Genomic DNA, 19,304 nt, shown 5'->3' with positions numbered 1-19,304 from the left:
CATGAAGAAAAAATTTATATACATATTATCAATATTTTTCAGCTTAGTAAGCTGTGAAGATTACCTCGACGTAAATAACAATATTGATGGCCCAGCTTATGCAGATGGCTATTTATACTTGGCTAACATTACTCAACAATACCAAGGCATTTATTGGGATATACGTGCGATAGCTCCAATGGCTCAAATGTGGGGAACAACTTCTTACACAGCTTTTGCCAATAACTACTATTATTTAGGTAGCGATTCTGGTGGTGAAATTTGGAGAATGACCTATTGGAATCAAGGTCAAAACCTTGAAAATTTGATTAATCAGTCCTTGGAAGCTGAAGATTGGACCTTAGCCGGTATTGGGTATGCCATGAAAGCTTTTAGTTGGGATTTATTAACAAAGGTACATGGAGAACTTCCTATGGAAGATGCTTTTGTTCCTGGTTTACTTTCTCACGATTATGATTATCAAAAAGACATTTATGCACAAGTAAGGGAATGGGCATATACCGCAGTTGAATTATTAGAAAGAGAAGATAATACTGTATATGCGGATAAAATAAGCTCTAATGATTTTATTTATGGTGGTGATAAAGATAAATGGAAAAAATTTGCGTATGCCGTTATTGTACGTAATCTCTCTTCTTTGTCTAACAAATCAGACTTTACCAGTGCATACGCTCAAGAATTAATTGACGCTGCAGAAAAATCTTTTCAAAGCCCTGATGATGATGCTACCGTAAAAATAGAAGGAGGTTCTCAATCGGCTCCATTCAGTGGTTACAATAATTTTTGGGGAACAGCTAGAGGCAATCTACTTGACAACTATTTTCAACATGAATACGCAGTTCAAGTATTTACAGGTACTGTACCAAAATACGACGAATCAACTGGAGACAAAACAAACTTAGAGTTTGCAAATGAAAATTATCCATTTGTACTTGCCGATAAACAAATTATTACAGATACGCTTGTAAACGAACCTGGACATTTTGATCCAAGAGCAGCAGTTAAACTATCTACAATAAGCAATCCTAATTATGAAAATATAAATAATCCGGATAGCGTAAAAACATATACCTATTTTGGTGGATCGTTTACATCTTCATACGGATCTATAGGTCAAGCTCCTTCCGTTTATGGGAGACATGCAAACTCAGCCTACGAAGGTTCAGAACATGATGGTATAGGACGTTGGTTATACAGAGATAATGCTCCATATATTTTAACCACCTATGCCGAAATACAGTTTTGTTTAGCTGAAGCCTATTGGAAAACAAACCAAACTGGTTTAGCCTACGAAGCTTTTAAAAGAGGTGTTAGTGCTGATATGCAAACTACAGCAAGATATATTTACCCAGGTACTGAAGGAAGTCCTACTGGAGGAGATAAAATTACAGTAGAGTTATTTAACAATCTTGCTTCAGAATATTTAAGTGGCCCATATGTAGAAGGCTTAACAGATTTTACTTTGTCACACATTATGATGCAAAAATGGGTTGCCCTATATCCATGGGGAGCTCCAGAAGCGTGGGTAGATATGCGTAAATATCATTTTGATGTAGATTATACAGGTGATTACCCTAGTGAAGGTAACGGATGGTCTCAAGCTGTTGTAGAACAAAAATGGGATACTGATCCTGATAAAGTCTACAAAGGTCTTTATTTAGCTCCGGCTCAAGTTCAAGGAAGAAAAGGCTCTTATAGTGTGGATAACCAAGGTTCTCCAAGTTATAGAATTAGACCACGTTATAATTCAGAATATATGTGGAATCTTCCATCATTAGAAAAACTGAAACCTATACCTGGAACTGCGGTTAACTATCACACATCAATTCCTTGGTTTGCATACCCTGGTGAATTACCTCAATAATGAGATATGTTAAAACAAGAAATTTACAAATATGAAATTTACAAATATGAAAAATATAACTAAAATAGGATTACTTCTCCTCTTCACGTTTTTTATTATAAGCTGTGAAAAAGGTGAAATTCAATATATGTCAGAGGAAGTTGCCGAAAACACGGCACAATTCCAAATATTTTATATGGTTCCAATTAGTTCGGGATCTTCTAATTATATAAATAAAATTGAGCTAAACAACGAATTATTGACAAACGAGACAATGCCATTAATTCCTAATAATTTTAGTCCATATGGTGGCACAGGTAGATACTTTACAACTACCCCAGGAACCTCCAAATTAACTTTATATAAAGGAACTACAACTAATTTAGAAGTAGTTTTTGATCAAGATATTGATTTACCAGCAGGTAAGTCAATGGTAATATTCCATAGCTTTGATGAACAGCCACTTATTATTGATGCGGGTGTTCCATACCCTTCATACGTAACAGACGGAACTGCAGATTATACAAATATTAGATTTTACAATCTTATGTATGAATCTGAAGGAGTACCTACAGATTTAACTTTGCAGTATCAATTTCAATATATAGTTGATAATGATACGGGTGAATTAAGCGAATGGGAAAATTTAGGTGAACCAGTTGCTTTCGGAGAAGCTACTTCATGGAGTAAAGCAACTGTTAACAAACGAATAGAAATCTCTTCAGGTTATGGATACATCTATTATCGCATTAGAGTTATTGGTGATGACGGATCTGATCAAGGTAATTTAATGTTAAAAAATGCATATGGAAACATGGTTGAATATTGGGACTATTGGACAGGATATATAGGTTATTCTAGACATCATATGCTTAATGGATACCGAAATGATTCACCTACATATCGTGCACGTATAAGACAATTGACTGCCGAATAAAAATTATTTTGACAGAAGACATTGATTAAATTAAAAAAGCTACCTATTTAAATAGGTAGCTTTTTTAATTTATAATCTAATACCAAAACCAATCGGTTTTACTGAATATTAGTATTTACAGTAATAAATTCTTCTCCTCCTTTACTTTAACAAACTAAAAAGTATGATAATCTATAATTCTAAACCTTTTAGTATTTAATTAAATTAAGGATATAATAAATATTTCTTCCTCATCTTTTTATAGTCACTTAGACCAGGCTCCCAGCTGGCACGAATTTCTGACTCTGGTACACCATCAATAATCTGTTGTCTAAACAAACCTGAACCTATTTGAATTTCAATACTATTCATTTGATCACTTAAACTTCCATCAAAAAATTTTTCTTTTTCAGGACTATTTTTATACAATTCCATAATCCATTGTAAGTTAATTTGTTTGCTTTTACGTAACAAATCCGTATCATAATTACGTAAATCAATACCATAACACACTTCATCCATAAATAATGGAGTCATGGCCATACCTTTTATACTAGTAGGTGTAAATGAAAAGTCATAAATACCTTTATAGGCCGGACTACCAAAAACAGTGAACGGATAATACGTACCTCTACCATGATTAATATATGTACCTTCAAACATACATGTAGATGGGTACAATAAAACTGATAATTGCGTATTTAAATTTGGAGAAGGTGGTACAGGTAAAGTATAAGGCATATCATGAGTATAATTGGCAACTGGAATAATTTTTAACTTACATTGTACAGGCTTCCCTTCTGATATAATCCAACCTTCTCCGTTTGCCATTTGAGCAAATTCCGCAACAGTTAATCCGTGTGACATAGGAATAGGAAACATGCCTATTCCTGATTTATACTTCATATCTAACACAGGTCCATCAATCAAATATCCGTTCGGATTAGGTCTGTCTAGAATTAATAATTCTTTATCATTCTCATAACATGCTACCATTAAACGAGACAAAGCATTTATATTGGTATAAAATCGAACACCAACATCTTGTAAATCATAAATAACCACATCAACATTTTCAAGATCTTCTACAGAAGGTTTCTTTTTTGAACCATATAAAGAAACAATAGGAATACCCGTTTTACTATCAACCTCGTCTTTTACATGAACACCAGCACCTACATTACCCCTAAAACCATGTTCAGGACCAAATACTTTTACAATATTAATACCCAAATTTTGTAAACTATCTACCAAATGCCTATTTCCAATAATACTAGTAGGATTAGCCATTATAGCAACTCGTTTCCCAGATAAATAAGGAATATATTTTTCAGTTTGCTCAGCTCCTGTAATAATATCTTTAGTTTCTAAGTTTTGGTAATTTTGTGCCTCTAAATCCTTTGTTGTTACTAAAAACAACAACACTTTTAATAGAAAAAATACCTTGTTATAATTAAAATTCATATCATTTTATATTTCAATATTTCAATAAAAAAGTAATAAAAATTTCCCATACAAAAAAACGCAAAAACAAGTATAAAAACGCAAAACATTGCATTTTTTTTTTTAGCTTTACATTTACTAACGTAAACTATTCTTTAATTATGAAAAAAAGAGCATTAAGGTTATTCTTATTTTTTACTCTTGTCGGTAGCATTTCGCTATGGGGACAAGCGAAAACAATTACTGGAGAAGTTAATGATAATACAGGAACTCCAATACCTGGTGTTAATGTCATTGTCAAAAACAGTTCTATAGGAACAGTTACCGATTTTGACGGTAAATTCTCTATCGATGTGCCTGCTGATGCGGCACAAATTTTGGTTTTTTCTATGATTGGCTATGCTAATAAAGAAGTTTCCATTACTAACGAAACTACTCTCAACATTGTGTTACAAGAAGATGTAGAAACACTTGAAGAGGTTGTAGTTGTAGGTTATGGTAGCCAAAAGAAAAGAGATCTTACCGGTTCTGTTGCAACAGTGAATACTGAATTATTAGCCTCTCGTCCAATTACAGATGTTGGTAGAGGTTTACAAGGAGCCACACCTGGTCTAACCATTACTGCACCAACAGGACAAATTGGTGAAAATCCAACAATTAAACTAAGAGGGTCTGTTGGTACATTAGGTACAACTGGCGGAGCACAACCTCTTATTCTAGTTGACAACGTTGAAGTTCCTAATCTACAATCTATTAATTCAGAAGACATTGCAGACATTTCTGTTTTAAAAGATGCTGCTTCAACCTCAATTTATGGAGCTAGAGGTGCGTGGGGCGTTGTTTTAATTACAACTAAAAATGGTAAAAGAGATCAAGCCCCTACCATTAGTTACTCAAATAACTTCTCATGGGCAACACCTACTGAATTACCAAAAATTGCAGGTGCCGCAGAAGGTGCCGAAATGGCTTTTGCAGCTGTTAATCGTAGAGTACCATCATTAACCTCATTTGGTATTGTTGGTATGCGAATTGACCAATTAGCTATAGAAAAAATGCGTGAATGGGAAGAACAATATGGAGATCAAGATTTAGGAATGGAAATGGTTGAAGGTCGTGATTATGAAATCAGAGATGGTCAATTGTTTTTCTACAGATCTTGGGACGCAAGAGATTTATTTATAAAAAAATGGGCTCCACAACAAAAACATGACATTTCTGTATCTGGAGGTAGCAAAAACACTAATTATTACCTAGGTTTAGGATATTTAACTCAAGGTGGTGTTTACAAAACTAATCCTGATAACTTCGATCGTTATAATGTAAATTTAAGCGTAAATACTTCAATTACGGATTGGGCAGATTTTAGAGCAAAAATTTTGCATACCAATACTATTACTACTGAACCTTTTAAATTTGGTAGTGCCACTTATGATGCTTGGTATTACACTACTAGATGGCCAGCCTTTTACCCTTATGGTACTGTAGATGGTAAACCTTTCAGAAATCATATTTCTGAAGTAGAACAGGCTAATATGAATGAAAATGAATACTCTTTGTCTCGTATTAATTTAGGAGCTACACTAAGACCCATTGACGACTTAACCATTAATTTTGATTTTACCCATGACAGAGAAGAAGAACATGAAAAAATGGTTGGAGGTACTTTATATGCGTATAATTTCTGGGCACAAGGAGCAAATTTTTCTTATGTTCCTTACAGTAGTTCTGCATATGATAGAGTTCAATACAATTCTGATTGGAGTAGAAGAAATACTGCAAAAGCATATTTAGTTTATGACAAAGCCTTAACTGAAAAGCACCAATTAAAATTAACGGTTGGTGGAGATATGGAAGAATATGAAGATTGGTTTCAATACTCACAACGACGAAATTTGTTAAACCCTGATCAAGGAGAGTTAGCCCTAGCTACTGGTGACCAATTTGTAGGTGGAGATAGAGATAAATGGACTACTATAGGGTATTTTGGTAGATTAAACTACACTTATAAAGATAAATTATTGCTAGAATTAAATGCTAGATACGACGGATCTTCACGACTATCATCTGATGAAAAATGGGCATTATTCCCCTCTGGTTCCATTGGTTATATTATTACCGAAGAAGATTTTATGGAATCTATTAAATCTACTTTATCATTTTTAAAACTAAGAGGTTCTTATGGTTCCATTGGTAACCAAAACACTTATTTATCTAGTATTTATAGAATCATGTCTTCTACAAGTTCTAATTGGTTAATTGATGGTCAAAATCAAGTAACTGTTGGTACACCAGGAGCAATACCAGCTTCATTAACTTGGGAAACCGTTACAACATTAGATTTTGGTTTAGATGCAAGCTTCTTTAATAATCAATTAGGTTTAACTTTTGACTGGTATAGAAGAACAGTTAGTGACATGCATAGCTCTGGGGTTACACTACCAAGTACTTTTGGCACTTCATCTCCAAGACGTAATTATGGTGAAATGCAAACTGATGGTTGGGAAATAGCTTTAGATTTTAAACATAAATTTAACAACGGCCTAAATATCAAAGTAATGGCAACACTCTCTGATTTCAAAGAGAAAATTACAAAATATGCTAACACAACTTTAGGCATCAATTCTTATTATGAAGGAAAATACCTTGGTGAAATTTGGGGCTATGAAACTGATAGGTTATTTACCGAAGATGATTTTAATACTGATGGTAGTTATGCCGCTGGAATACCAAATCAAGATATTTTTGAAACTAACGGATGGTTTAAATATGGCCCTGGTGATGTAAAATATAAAGATTTAAATGGTGATGGTGTTATCGATTATGGAACAAAAACAGTAGGTGATTCCGGAGATATGAAAGTTATAGGAAATTCAACTCCTAGATATCAATATGGACTTAACATATCTGCAGATTGGAAAGGCTTTGACCTAAGTATGTTTATGCAAGGTGTAGGAAAAAGAGATTTATGGGCTAACGGGCCTATTGTTATTCCAGGTTATCGTTATGGAGAGGCTTGGTACGATCATCATTTAGATTATTGGACACCAGAAAATACAGATGCCTATTACCCAAGACCAAACGACCAGCAACAAAGTAATAATAGCATGAACTTTTTACCACAATCAAGATATCTATTGAACATGGCATACCTTCGTATGAAAAACATAACCTTAGGTTACACATTGCCAAAATCAGTAACAGATAAAATTAAGGTTAGTAATTTTAGATTATACTTAAGTGGAGAAAATTTATTTGAGTTTAGTGGTTTAGACATACCAATTGACCCAGAAATAGATTATTCTGTTGCAGGTCTCAATGATCCAAATACTTTTGGTAGGGTTTATCCTTTCAGAAGATCATACTCATTAGGACTTCAAATATCACTATAATTTAAAACACAGTTAAAATGAAAACATTATATAATAAAATAATTATTTTTCTTTGTATACTCACGGTTGTGGGGTGCAGTGACGATTTCTTAGATACACCACCGCAAGATCAATTAGTAGATGAAACCTATTGGACTAGCGAGGGCAATGTTAAAACTTTTGCCTTTGGTTTTTATACTGGATATTTTACCGGATATGGTTCTGGTTATTCTTGGGGTAAATACTTTTCAGGTCAATCCTTAAATGATGATTTTGCCCCTACAAATCCACCTGTGTTTACACAACAAGTACCAACTTCAGGAGGTGGATGGAGTTTTTCATGGGTACGTAAAGCCAATATTTTTATTGATCGCGTTCAATCAGTACCAATGGAACAAGAAGCAATTAATCATTGGACTGGAATTGGAAGGTTTTTTAGAGCTTTAGAATATCACGATTTAGTTAAAACTTTTGGTGATGTACCTTATTTTGATAAAGAAGTTAAAGATGATGATGTTGAAGAATTATACAAACCACGTGATGAACGCTCTTACGTTATGGATAGAGTACTTGAAGATTTACAATTTGCAGCTGAAAATGTACGCGAATCTGTAGATAAAGATGGCCTTGAGGTTAATAAATATGTAGTGCTAGCTTACATGTCAAGAATTATGCTCTTTGAAGGTACTTGGCAAAAATATCATGAAAATAATAATGAAAAAGCAAAAGAATATTTAACTGCAGCAAAATGGGCAGCAAATGAGGTAATCGCATCAGGAAAATATTCTTTAGGAAATTATAGAGAAGTATTTAACTCATTAAGTCTATCTAGCAATCCAGAAGTTATTCTATATAGAGAATATGAAGATGGTCAAATTACGCATGCACTTAATAGTTACAATAATAAAGAAGCTCAAACTGGTATTTCTAAAAATGCTTTAGATTCTTATCTCGCAAAAGACGGATTACCAATTGCAATATCTGGTGAATATCAAGACGATCATGGTATTGATAAATTAATGGCAAATAGAGATCCAAGAATGTATGAAACATTAGTTTCTGATGAATTAAGAATTAATGGAATTGTAGGTAATTATTCTACTACTGCAATAGCAACACATAAATTTTTAAATGAAAGTATTAAAGATTTACCTGAAGGAAGCTCAAACTTAAACCCAACAGATGCTCCTATAATACGATATGGTGAAGTTCTAATTAATTATGCAGAAGCATCTGCTGAACTTGAAACTTTAGGAGGTGACGCATTAACACAAGCAGATATAGACAAATCAATTAATGTATTAAGAGACAGACCTGGTATTGGTTTACCACATTTAGAAGTAATTGGAGGTTTACCTGGTATTAATGGAATTACTTATGACGATCCTAATAGAGATTCTGATGTGCCTTCAATTATTTGGGAAATTAGAAGAGAACGAAGAATTGAATTAATGATGGAAGGTTTTAGATTAGATGACTTAAAACGTTGGAAAAAGTTAGAATATGTTGATATGGTTGCTAACCCTGACATAAATCAAGGAGCTTGGTTAAATAAAGCTGATTATCCTGATGCAAACTTAACAGACATTACGTTAACCAATGGCGACACAGGATATATAATACCTGCTTCCTCAGCATCGTCTTTAAGAGTTTTTGATGATCCAAGAGTTTATTTGAGCCCTATTCCATTAGATCAAATTAAATTATATGAAGACCAAGGTTACGTTTTAACACAAAACCCAGGTTGGTAAATTAAATTAATAAGAATAAAAAAGCCTCCTAAATTAATTTAGGAGGCTTTTTTATTCTTATTATAACTGCTATTTTTCAAAATAGTTAATTTCTGTGGTAATTTCAGCAAACTGCCTAAACATTTCCATAACTCCACAATATCTATCTATTGATAAATTTACAGCCTTTTCAATTTTATCTTTTTTTAAGTCAGTTCCATAAAAATTATAAACTACATGTACTTCTTTGTAAAACTTTGGATGCTCTTCAGTAAGTTCGGCTGTGATGTCAATGTTAAAATCATCAACCTCAGCTCTCATTTTTTTCAAAAGAGAAACTACATCTAATCCCGAACATCCTGCTAAGGCAGAAAGCATTAAAGCCTTTGGTCTATACCCTTCTCCATTACCTCCATGTTCAGCACCGGTATCAATATTTAAATTTAATCCACTAGGATTTGTAGATTCAAATTTCATATTCCCTTTCCAAGTAGTTTTTACTGTATTCGTCATTCTTTTATATTTAAAATTTTTATTAATTTATCTAAATCATCTTCAGTATGATTAGCCGTAATCACAATTCTATTCATTCTATTTTTATAAGTAGGATATTTAAAACTAGTAATGATAATACCTTCTTCAAATAATTTGTTATAAATATACTCATCTTCACTGTAAAGGACTGGATATCTTTTATCAAACTTTATGGTACTATTATTATTTAATCGATCAGAAATATAGTTCAAATTGTATGCTAACTTTCTTCTTTGAGTCTCAAAAATCTTCGAAGCCTTACAATACGCTTCTAAATATGCAGGATTTGCTGCAGACGAAGATACAAACATAGATTCATCTACTAAGTTTTTAATAAAATTTTGACTCCCCCCTATAATACCACCAGACAAACTTAATGCCTTCCCTAAAGAAGAAACCATTATTTTATTACTTAATTTTTTATGTTTTATATTGTTAAAGATACCATTTCCATTTTTACCAACAACCCCCAAACTATGTGACTCATCAACTACCAAAGTAATTTCTTTATTCTTATTTATTAAATCTAAAAAAGAGAATGAAACAGGTTCAACTTCAAGTCCCAAAATTGCATCAGTAGTAATAACAATTTCTTCATTAGTATCTGTAGTTAATCTTGGATTTAACTGTCCATTTATAAATAGAGGTAAACTGTTCTTAGCTAAAATAGCAGGATGCGTTTTCGGATAATGAAAAAAAACGGGATTACGTTTTGCTAAAAAGTCAATAATTAACCGACCAGCCAATGTTCCAGAAGAAACCGTTAACGTTGCTTCTGCCCCAATTTGTGCAGCAAAATAGCTTTCAAACTTCTTATAAATAGATAATTTAATATTAGAATTTCGAGAACTACCATAAAAGGTTCCCCAATTTTTAAATGCACTTATTAAAAAATCCTGAAATTCAGGATGTGTTGCCAATCCTAAGTATCCTGTACCGCCAAAATAAAGATAGTCTTTACCCTTAAGAGTTAGCATTCTATCTGGAAACTTTTCTACAATCATTAATCCATTAATTTTACACCAGTACCATTCAACTCACTGTAACTTATTACTCCATCTTTTATTTTAACACCATCTGCAATGTCATTAGAAAGTAAAATGGCACCATCCATATCAACATAATCCAATAATGGTAACAAATGAGCTATAGCTGAAATTCCCACTGAAGATTCAGTCATACAGCCAACCATGGTTTTCATACCTAACTTTCTAGCTTGTTCTAACATTCTTTTACCGGAAGTTAATCCACCACATTTTGTCAATTTTACATTAACACCATGAAAATGATTGTGACATTTAATTACATCAGACTCAACAATACAACTTTCATCAGCAACAATTGGCAATACAGATTTTAAAAACAGTGTTTTATGTCCATCCCAATCATCTGCTTTTAAAGGTTGTTCTATAAATTCAACACCTAATTTTTTAAGTTCAATAGCATTATTTAAAGTCTCTTCTACTCCCCACCCACAGTTAGCGTCAACTCTAAAAATTGCATCTGTGTGTTTTCTTAATTCTTTTATAATAGAAATATCTTCTTTTGTACCAAGTTTTATTTTATATAAAGGCCAAGGTTTTTCTTTTAATTTATATACCATTTTTTCAATAGTATCAATACCAATAGTATAATCAGTAATAGGATTATGGCTTATATCAAGACCCCAATATTCGTATAGCTTCATTCCTTTTTTTCTAGCATACAAATCGTTATAAGCCAAGTCCAAAGCACACAAAGCAAACATATTTTCTTTGAGCTCAGAATACATAATTTGCCAAAATTCTGTAGGCTCTAAACCTGCATTAGCCTTAATTAATGGTTCAACAGCTGTTAAATCTGCCGACATGGTTTCTACAGTAACTCCATAATATGGATTGGCTGTAGCTTCTCCATAACCAGAAAATTCTCCATCTTTTAACTCTACCACTAAACTTTCTTGAATATCTCTAGATTCTCTAGAAATTCTAAAAGTATGTTCTAATTTTAATTCGTAAGGTCTTAATATTAATTGCATAAATTCTATTTTAATAAAGAATAAAAATAAAGGTAAAAATTCAAATTACCAGCAACAAACTCTAAAGATTTTCATAATATAAAAATCATTACTTTTATATTAGTTTCCCTTCTTCTTATAATTAAGAAAAGTACTTTAATCTTTTAAATTGCTAAATGGTATTATTTATGACATCATTATATATTGAACTAGAAATTTATTTGTACTTTGTCCTTTAAATACTTAGATTATATCTGTTTTAATTTATCTAATATATAATTATGCCTTTAGTAAATCCATTATCTTCTGAACACGATAAAGAAACACAAAAATTAGCTGAATTTTTTAATGAAACCTTAGGTTTCTGTCCTAATTCTGTTTTAACCATGCAACATAGACCAGCAATAAGTACAGCCTTTATCAATTTAAACAAAGCCGTAATGGCAAATGAGGGTAGAGTAACTTCCGCTTTAAAACGAATGATTGCATGGGTAAGTAGCAATGCCACAGGCTGTCGTTACTGCCAAGCACATGCTATTAGGGCGGCAGAACGTTATGGAGCTGAACAAGAACAATTAGACAATATTTGGGAATACAGAACTCACCCAGCATTTAATGAAGCAGAACGAGCTGCACTTGATTTTTCGTTAGCGGCTAGTCAAGTACCAAATGCCGTTGACAATAAAATTAAAAAGAAACTTTATGAACATTGGAATGAAGGTGAAATAGTAGAAATGCTAGGAGTTATTTCTCTTTTTGGATATTTAAATAGATGGAACGATTCCATGGGAACAACTTTAGAAGAAGATGCTATTAAAAGCGGTACCCAATATCTAGGAAAATATGGTTGGGAAAAAGGAAAGCATCAGTAGTTTTTCTCATCTGCATTTAAAACACATATCTTAGTAATAAAAAGAGCATTTCTAAAAGTAGAAAGGAAAATAGAAATTGACAATTCTTTGTTCCTTAATCGTAAACCTATTAATTTACAAAAAATAACTATATGCGTTGGACGCTAAAACCAGTACCTCCTTTAGAAAAAGTTAATCATCTAGCAAATAAATTGTCTGTTGACTCTAATTTGGCTAAACTTTTAGTACAACGTGGAATTGAAACTTTTGAACAAGCACGGTGTTTTTTTAGACCAAGCCTATCAAATTTACACGACCCTTTTTTAATGCAAGACATGGAAAAGGCAGTTAAACGTATTGAAGAAGCTGTATCCAATAACGAAAATATTTTAATTTTTGGTGATTATGATGTGGATGGAACTACAGCCGTTTCTTTACTGTTTACATACTTAAAAAGCTTTTACCCTAATGTTGCTACATATATTCCAGACAGATATGCTGAGGGTTATGGTGTTTCTTTTCAAGGAATTGATTTTGCTGAAGACAATAATTTTTCACTAATTATTGCTTTAGATTGCGGTATCAAAGCTATTGACAAAGTTAATTATGCTAAGGAAAAAGGTGTTGATTTTATAATATGTGACCACCATAGACCAGGAAAGACGCTTCCAAATGCCATAGCTGTTTTAGATCCTAAACGTGAAGATTGTAATTATCCTTATGATGAATTGTGTGGTTGTGGTGTTGGTTTTAAATTGATACAAGCTTTGGCCTCTAAACACAATCAAACTATTGATGATTTAATGTCATATTTAGATTTAGTGGCTATAGCCATTGCTGCCGATATAGTTCCAATGACAGGCGAAAATCGCATTCTTGCTTATTATGGTTTAAAACAGATCAACTCAAGTCCTAGAAATGGAATTAGAGCAATGACTCATCAATTAAAAAAGAAAACGTTAACTATTACAGATGTAGTTTTTGTTATTGCACCAAGGATAAATGCGGCTGGCAGAATGAAACATGGTAATTATGCCGTAGAACTATTAACAGAAGAAAATATTGACAAAGCCAACACTATGGCTGCAGGTATTGAAGTTTTTAATAATGACCGTCGCGATTTAGATAAATTAATTACCGAAGAAGCTTTAAAACAAATTGAAGAAAATAAAGAAACTAAAAACTTTTCTTCTGTGGTTTATCAAAAAAATTGGCACAAAGGTGTTATTGGTATTGTAGCCTCTCGGTTAACTGAAACCTATTATAGACCTACTTTAGTTTTTACTAAAAGTGGAGATAAATTAGCTGCTTCTGCTCGTTCCGTAAACGGTTTTGATGTGTATAATGCATTAGAAGCATGCTCAGAATATATAGAACAGTTTGGCGGACATAAATATGCTGCTGGACTTACCTTACTAGAAGAGAATTATCAAAAGTTTAAAGATAAATTCGAGCAAGTGGTTAAAAATAGTATTCCTAAAGAGTTGCTACTTCCTGAAATTAAAATAGATTTAGAAATAGAGCTATCTGCAATAACTCCAAAGTTTTATAGAATTTTACAACAATTTGCTCCCTTTGGACCACAGAATATGCGACCTACTTTTGTAAGTAAAAATGTAAAAGACACAGGATACTCTAGAAAAGTAGGTGCCGATGAAGATCATTTAAAGTTGAGTATTATTTCTGAAGACGGAACAAAATTCAACGGTATCGGTTTTAATTTAGGTAATAAACACCCTCAAATTTCTAACGGAAAACCTTTTGATATTGTTTATACTATTGACGAAAATACTTGGAACAACAATACTACACTTCAATTAAATATTAAAGATTTAAAAGTTACAGAATAATACTTGTTTTAAGAATATTTATACTCTCTTGAAGAGACTTTACGCTATTATATTAAATACTTTTCAGTCTAGCAATAGTCTCAGTTGGGTTCTCACTTTTAAAAACAAAACTACCAGCTACCAATACGTCAGCACCTGCAGCAACTAACATAGGTGCATTTTTATCATTAACACCTCCATCAATTTCAATCAATGCTTTTGAGCCAGACTTCTCAATAAGATCTTTTAGCTGAATAACTTTTTTGTAGGTATTTTCTATAAATGATTGTCCCCCAAAACCAGGATTTACACTCATTAACAATACCAAGTCTAAATCTAAAATAATATCTTCTAAAACAGCAATTGGAGTGTGAGGATTTAACACAACTCCTGCTTGCATACCTTCTGCTTTAATAGCTTGAATTGTTCTGTGCAAATGAGTACAAGTTTCGTAATGTACCGTTAAAATATCAGCTCCCGCTTCTTTAAAATCTTTAATATAACGATCAGGATCTACAATCATTAGGTGTACATCCATTGGTTTTTTAGCGTGCTTTTTTATTGCTTTAATTACCGGAATACCAAAAGAAATATTTGGCACAAACATACCATCCATTACATCTATATGAAACCAATCGGCTTCACTGTCGTTAATCATTTCTACATCACGTTGTAAATTAGCAAAATCAGCAGCTAATACTGAAGGAGCAATTAAATGACTCATGTTTTTTGTTTTTTACAAAAGTAGTATTATAAAACAAAAAACTCCCAACAATGTTGAGAGTTTTCATATTTAATTTGAATTAAACTATTATCCTAAGTAAGTTCTTAAAATCTTACTTCTTGATGTATGTTTTAATCTTCTAATTGCTTTTTCTTTAATTTGACGAACTCTTTCGCGAGTTAAATCAAAAGTTTCTCCAATTTCTTCTAAGGTCATTGGCTGAGCTTCACCTAATCCAAAATACAAAGCAACAACATCAGCTTCTCTTGGAGTTAACGTTTCTAAAGCACGTTCAATTTCTACCTTTAAAGACTCATGTAATAAACTTTTGTCAGGATTTGGAGACTCTCCAGAACGCAATACATCATATAAGTTTGAATCTTCACCTTGAATTAAAGGAGCATCCATAGATACATGACGGCCAGCATTTTTTAACGACTCTTTTACATCATTAATTGTCATGTCTAACTCTTTTGCAATTTCTTCAGCAGAAGGAGGTCTTTCATTATCTTGCTCTAAACGGGCATACGTTTTATTAATTTTATTAATAGAACCAATTTTGTTTAAAGGCAAACGTACAATTCTTGATTGCTCAGCTAATGCCTGTAAAATAGATTGTCTAATCCACCATACTGCATAAGAAATAAACTTAAAACCTCTAGTTTCATCAAAACGTTTAGCAGCTTTAATTAACCCTAAATTCCCTTCATTAATTAAATCTGGTAAGGTTAATCCTTGATTTTGATACTGCTTAGCAACAGATACCACGAAACGCAAGTTCGCTTTAGTCAATCGTTCTAAAGCTACTTGATCTCCGGCTTTAATACGTTGGGCTAATTCCACTTCCATATCAGCAGTAATTAAATCAACTTTACCTATTTCTTGTAAATATTTATCTAATGATGCTGTTTCGCGATTAGTTACCTGTTTTGTAATTTTAAGTTGTCTCATTTAATTTCTGCTGTTTTAATTGTTACTAAATATTGCTGTGTACCTATATATACGTGAATGATTGTTTAAATGTTACAATTATTTCATTTTTCTTTAAAAATTTTTTAATTGATATGAACAATCTCCTATATTACAACAATTAAAGACGAAAATTTCCTAGAATTATTATAAATTAATAGATAAATGTTTGTTAAAATAAAATTTAAATAGCGAGTTAATAGTGTTTTTAAAAAACAAAAAAGCTCGAAAAATTAAATTTTTCGAGCTTTTTATACCTTTTGAAAAGATTAAAATTTAATCTCTTTTTCTTCTATCATCACGACGATTGTCACGTCCGCGATTGTCTCTTCCTTTATTTTCTCTTGGAGGTCTTTCAACAAACCCTTCTGGTTTAGGTAATAAAGCTTTACGAGAAACTTTTTCTTTACGGGTTCTAGAATCTACTCCAAAATATTTCACTTCAAATACATCTCCCATATTTACAACGTCAGATACATTTTCTGTACGTTCCCAGGCCAATTCACTTACGTGTAATAGCACCTCATTTCCAGGAGCTTGGGTATACTCTACAACAGCACCAAAATCTAACATTTTGATAACTTTTACTTCATATACACCACCAACTTCAGGTTTAAAAAGTAAAGAGTCTATTTTTGATAATACTTGATCAATACCTTTTTTACCAACACCTAAAACTTCTACAATACCTTCTTCTGTTATAGGATCTTCATTAATAACAATAGTTGTATCCGTTTCTTTTTGTAATTCTTGAATTACTTTTCCACCAGGACCAATTAACGCTCCAATAAATTCGTTAGGAATACGTCTTGTAACCATTGTAGGAGCATGTTCTTTTACAGTAGCATTTGGTTCTGCAATAGTATCAGTAATTTTTTCTAGGATATGTAAACGCCCTTCTTTAGCTTGTTTTAATGCATTTACTAAAATTTCATAAGAAAGACCTTTTACTTTAATATCCATTTGACAAGCTGTAATACCATCTGCAGTACCTGTTACTTTAAAATCCATATCACCTAAATGATCTTCATCTCCTAAGATATCAGACAACACTGCATATTTTCCAGAATCAGCATCAGAAATTAATCCCATAGCAATACCAGAAACTGGTTTTTTTAATTTTACACCAGCATCCATAAGAGCCATTGTACCAGAACAAACTGTTGCCATAGAAGAAGAACCATTAGATTCTAATATCTCAGAAACAACACGAACTGTATATGGACAATCAGCAGGAATCATACCTTTTAAAGCTCGTTGAGCTAAGTTACCATGACCTATTTCTCTACGCGATGTTCCTCTAATTGGTCTTGCTTCACCAGTTGAAAAAGGTGGAAAGTTGTAATGTAAATAAAATGTTTCCTCACCTTCAAAAGATGGCATATCAATTTGATTTGCTTCTCTACTTGTACCTAAAGTTACTGTGGCTAACGCTTGAGTTTCTCCTCTTGTAAAAATAGCAGAACCATGGGTAGATGGTAAATAATCCACTTCACACCAAATAGGTCTAATTTCATTTGTTTTTCTACCATCTAAACGCAATCCTTCATTTAAAGTTAAATTACGTACAGCTTCTTTTTCTGCTTTATGATAATATTTTGAAATTAAATTCCCATAATCTTCTTGTTCTTCTTCAGAAAACGAGGCAATAATTTCTTCTTTTATAGCTTCAAATGCCGCACTTCTTTCGTGCTTAGCAGAACCTGCTTTAGCAATGGCATAAACTTTATCATAAGCCATGTCATGAATCTTTTTTGCCAATTCTTCATCTTCTCTTTCTGGCTCATATTCACGTACTTCTTTTTTACCAAATGCTTCAGCTAATTTTACTTGAGCTTCACATTGTACTTTTATAGCTTCATGAGCAAACTTTATTGCTTCAGCCATTTCTTCTTCAGAAATTTCTTTCATTTCACCTTCAACCATCATTACTGAATCAGCTGAAGCTCCAACCATCATATCTATATCTGATTCTAATAACTGAGCTCTGGTAGGGTTAATAATAAACTCTCCATTAACACGTCCTACTCTCGCTTCTGAGATTGGACATTCAAATGGAAAGTCTGATAATTGAATGGCTGCAGAAGCTGCTAAACCTGCCATCGCATCAGGCATTACATCATCGTCATGAGACATTAATTGAATCATAACCTGTGTTTCAGAATGATAATCTTTTGGAAACAATGGACGTAAAACTCTGTCTACTAAACGCATTGTTAAAACTTCACCATCACTTGGTCGTGCTTCTCTTTTAAAGAAACCTCCTGGGTAACGTCCAGCTGCGGAAAACTTCTCACGATAATCTACCGTTAATGGTAAAAAATCAACATCTCCTTGTTTATAATTGGAAACAACTGTACACAATAACATACACTTTCCTGATCGTACAACAACAGAACCATGAGCTTGTTTAGCTAACTTTCCTGTTTCTATAGAGATGGTTCGTCCATCTCCTAAATCGATAATTTCGGTAAAAACCTTAGGTATCATAAATAAATTTTTTAACCCATCTTTTGACAGGTTTAATTAAACAATTGGTTTTTGTTGTGTTGTGTGTTAACCAATGAAAAGAAGTAAGCTTTTTCTCCCTAAAAATGACTTTAGGATTAAAAAAAAGAGGCAAAAAAGCCTCTTTTAGTTTATTTTCTAATATTTAATTCTTTAATTAATTCACGATATTTTACAATATCTTTTTTAATTAAATAATCAAGTAAATTTCTACGTTTCCCTACTAATTTTACTAGAGAACGTTCAGTATTAAAATCTTTTTGATTCTTTTTTAAATGATCTGACAAATGGTTTATTCTGTAGGTAAATAAGGCTATTTGACCTTCAATAGAACCTGTGTCTTTTTCAGAATTTCCATATTTTTTGAAAATTTCTGCTTTTTTTTCTGCTGTTAAATACATGCTAACATTAAATTTTTTAATTAATAATTTTTATGTATCGAATGATTTCGAGCGGCAAATATAGGGCTATTATTTTGATTAACAATATTTAGTCGGTATGAGATTAAATAAAAAATCTAAATTATAAAAAACAACTCATAATCCAGTTATAAATACCTTAATGGATTAGTCAGTGTGATTAAAAATTTATTT

At 32.3% G+C, this 19,304-nt stretch carries 14 protein-coding genes; 6 read left to right on the top strand and 8 right to left on the bottom strand.

Features of this window, described 5'->3' with window-relative positions; all coding sequences use genetic code 11:
* The first annotated feature begins 1 nt into the window (after position 1).
* Together EGM88_RS10280 and EGM88_RS10275 are read left to right on the top strand one after the other, a co-directional pair.
* Positions 2–1,864: a SusD/RagB family nutrient-binding outer membrane lipoprotein gene (locus EGM88_RS10280; RefSeq protein WP_123898184.1), complete on the top strand. Its 1,863-nt coding sequence runs from the start codon at positions 2–4 to the stop codon at positions 1,862–1,864.
* Positions 1,865–1,910: 46 nt separating this feature from the next.
* Entirely contained in the window at positions 1,911–2,780 is an 870-nt protein-coding gene (locus tag EGM88_RS10275; RefSeq protein ID WP_123898182.1) for a DUF4397 domain-containing protein, read from the top strand.
* Positions 2,781–2,984: 204 nt separating this feature from the next.
* Here EGM88_RS10275 and EGM88_RS10270 read toward each other — a convergent pair whose 3' ends face one another.
* Positions 2,985–4,223: an exo-beta-N-acetylmuramidase NamZ family protein gene (locus EGM88_RS10270; RefSeq protein ID WP_123898180.1), complete on the bottom strand. Its 1,239-nt coding sequence runs from the start codon at positions 4,221–4,223 to the stop codon at positions 2,985–2,987.
* Between the two features lie 140 nt (positions 4,224–4,363).
* Between EGM88_RS10270 and EGM88_RS10265 the strand changes: the two genes are divergently transcribed.
* Positions 4,364–7,591 carry a SusC/RagA family TonB-linked outer membrane protein gene (locus EGM88_RS10265; protein WP_123898178.1) on the top strand — a complete coding sequence of 1,076 codons (3,228 nt, stop codon included), beginning with the start codon at positions 4,364–4,366 and terminating at the stop codon, positions 7,589–7,591.
* A 17-nt stretch (positions 7,592–7,608) separates the two neighbouring features.
* Positions 7,609–9,321: a RagB/SusD family nutrient uptake outer membrane protein gene (locus EGM88_RS10260; protein WP_123898176.1), complete on the top strand. Its 1,713-nt coding sequence runs from the start codon at positions 7,609–7,611 to the stop codon at positions 9,319–9,321.
* 69 nt (positions 9,322–9,390) lie between these two features.
* Here EGM88_RS10260 and EGM88_RS10255 read toward each other — a convergent pair whose 3' ends face one another.
* From EGM88_RS10255 to EGM88_RS10245, 3 genes are read right to left on the bottom strand one after another with little or no spacing between them, the layout of a single operon-like run.
* Positions 9,391–9,813, bottom strand: coding sequence for an OsmC family protein (locus EGM88_RS10255; protein ID WP_123898175.1), 423 nt, complete (start codon positions 9,811–9,813; stop codon positions 9,391–9,393).
* Positions 9,810–10,838, bottom strand: a complete 1,029-nt coding sequence (locus EGM88_RS10250; RefSeq protein WP_123898173.1) for an aminotransferase class I/II-fold pyridoxal phosphate-dependent enzyme — start codon at positions 10,836–10,838, stop codon at positions 9,810–9,812. The genes EGM88_RS10255 and EGM88_RS10250 overlap by 4 nt, the downstream gene beginning before the upstream one ends.
* Positions 10,838–11,851, bottom strand: coding sequence for a dipeptide epimerase (locus tag EGM88_RS10245; RefSeq protein WP_123898170.1), 1,014 nt, complete (start codon positions 11,849–11,851; stop codon positions 10,838–10,840). Before EGM88_RS10245 ends, EGM88_RS10250 begins: the two co-directional genes overlap by 1 nt.
* A 260-nt stretch (positions 11,852–12,111) precedes the next feature.
* Here EGM88_RS10245 and EGM88_RS10240 point away from each other — a divergent pair, with 260 nt between their 5' ends.
* Positions 12,112–12,702 carry a carboxymuconolactone decarboxylase family protein gene (locus EGM88_RS10240; RefSeq protein WP_123898168.1) on the top strand — a complete coding sequence of 197 codons (591 nt, stop codon included), beginning with the start codon at positions 12,112–12,114 and terminating at the stop codon, positions 12,700–12,702.
* Positions 12,703–12,833: 131 nt separating this feature from the next.
* A complete protein-coding gene (gene recJ / locus EGM88_RS10235; protein ID WP_123898166.1) occupies positions 12,834–14,531 on the top strand; it encodes a single-stranded-DNA-specific exonuclease RecJ in 1,698 nt (565 codons plus the stop codon).
* A gap of 52 nt (positions 14,532–14,583) precedes the next feature.
* Here the strand turns inward: recJ and rpe are convergent, their stop codons facing one another.
* The 4 genes from rpe to rpsO form a co-directional block, all read right to left on the bottom strand.
* Complete coding sequence (rpe, locus tag EGM88_RS10230; RefSeq protein WP_123898164.1) at positions 14,584–15,234, bottom strand: ribulose-phosphate 3-epimerase; 651 nt, start codon at positions 15,232–15,234, stop codon at positions 14,584–14,586.
* Positions 15,235–15,321: 87 nt separating this feature from the next.
* The gene (locus tag EGM88_RS10225) at positions 15,322–16,185 is read right to left on the bottom strand and encodes a sigma-70 family RNA polymerase sigma factor (protein WP_117879914.1); all 864 of its coding nucleotides are present in this window, start codon (positions 16,183–16,185) and stop codon (positions 15,322–15,324) included.
* Positions 16,186–16,479: 294 nt separating this feature from the next.
* Complete coding sequence (locus EGM88_RS10220) at positions 16,480–18,693, bottom strand: polyribonucleotide nucleotidyltransferase (protein WP_123898162.1); 2,214 nt, start codon at positions 18,691–18,693, stop codon at positions 16,480–16,482.
* 149 nt (positions 18,694–18,842) lie between these two features.
* On the bottom strand, positions 18,843–19,112 hold the full coding sequence (gene rpsO, locus EGM88_RS10215; protein WP_123898160.1) for a 30S ribosomal protein S15: 270 nt from the start codon (positions 19,110–19,112) through the stop codon (positions 18,843–18,845).
* Positions 19,113–19,304: the final 192 nt, after the last annotated feature.

Origin of the sequence: Aureibaculum marinum (genome assembly GCF_003813905.1) — a bacterium.
Lineage (GTDB): Bacteria > Bacteroidota > Bacteroidia > Flavobacteriales > Flavobacteriaceae > Aureibaculum > Aureibaculum marinum.
Note: the sequence above shows the minus strand (reverse complement) of the source record. Positions and strands in the feature narration are given on the sequence as shown.

What these genes read in the sequence shown, in the direction of transcription:
- EGM88_RS10280 (WP_123898184.1), top strand. Translation starts at nt 2, where the DNA reads ATGAAGAAAAAATTTATATACATATTATCAATATTTTTCAGCTTAGTA.
- EGM88_RS10275 (WP_123898182.1), top strand. Translation starts at nt 1,911, where the DNA reads ATGAAAAATATAACTAAAATAGGATTACTTCTCCTCTTCACGTTTTTT.
- EGM88_RS10270 (WP_123898180.1), bottom strand. Translation starts at nt 4,223, where the DNA reads ATGAATTTTAATTATAACAAGGTATTTTTTCTATTAAAAGTGTTGTTG.
- EGM88_RS10265 (WP_123898178.1), top strand. Translation starts at nt 4,364, where the DNA reads ATGAAAAAAAGAGCATTAAGGTTATTCTTATTTTTTACTCTTGTCGGT.
- EGM88_RS10260 (WP_123898176.1), top strand. Translation starts at nt 7,609, where the DNA reads ATGAAAACATTATATAATAAAATAATTATTTTTCTTTGTATACTCACG.
- EGM88_RS10255 (WP_123898175.1), bottom strand. Translation starts at nt 9,813, where the DNA reads ATGACGAATACAGTAAAAACTACTTGGAAAGGGAATATGAAATTTGAA.
- EGM88_RS10250 (WP_123898173.1), bottom strand. Translation starts at nt 10,838, where the DNA reads ATGATTGTAGAAAAGTTTCCAGATAGAATGCTAACTCTTAAGGGTAAA.
- EGM88_RS10245 (WP_123898170.1), bottom strand. Translation starts at nt 11,851, where the DNA reads ATGCAATTAATATTAAGACCTTACGAATTAAAATTAGAACATACTTTT.
- EGM88_RS10240 (WP_123898168.1), top strand. Translation starts at nt 12,112, where the DNA reads ATGCCTTTAGTAAATCCATTATCTTCTGAACACGATAAAGAAACACAA.
- recJ (WP_123898166.1), top strand. Translation starts at nt 12,834, where the DNA reads ATGCGTTGGACGCTAAAACCAGTACCTCCTTTAGAAAAAGTTAATCAT.
- rpe (WP_123898164.1), bottom strand. Translation starts at nt 15,234, where the DNA reads ATGAGTCATTTAATTGCTCCTTCAGTATTAGCTGCTGATTTTGCTAAT.
- EGM88_RS10225 (WP_117879914.1), bottom strand. Translation starts at nt 16,185, where the DNA reads ATGAGACAACTTAAAATTACAAAACAGGTAACTAATCGCGAAACAGCA.
- EGM88_RS10220 (WP_123898162.1), bottom strand. Translation starts at nt 18,693, where the DNA reads ATGATACCTAAGGTTTTTACCGAAATTATCGATTTAGGAGATGGACGA.
- rpsO (WP_123898160.1), bottom strand. Translation starts at nt 19,112, where the DNA reads ATGTATTTAACAGCAGAAAAAAAAGCAGAAATTTTCAAAAAATATGGA.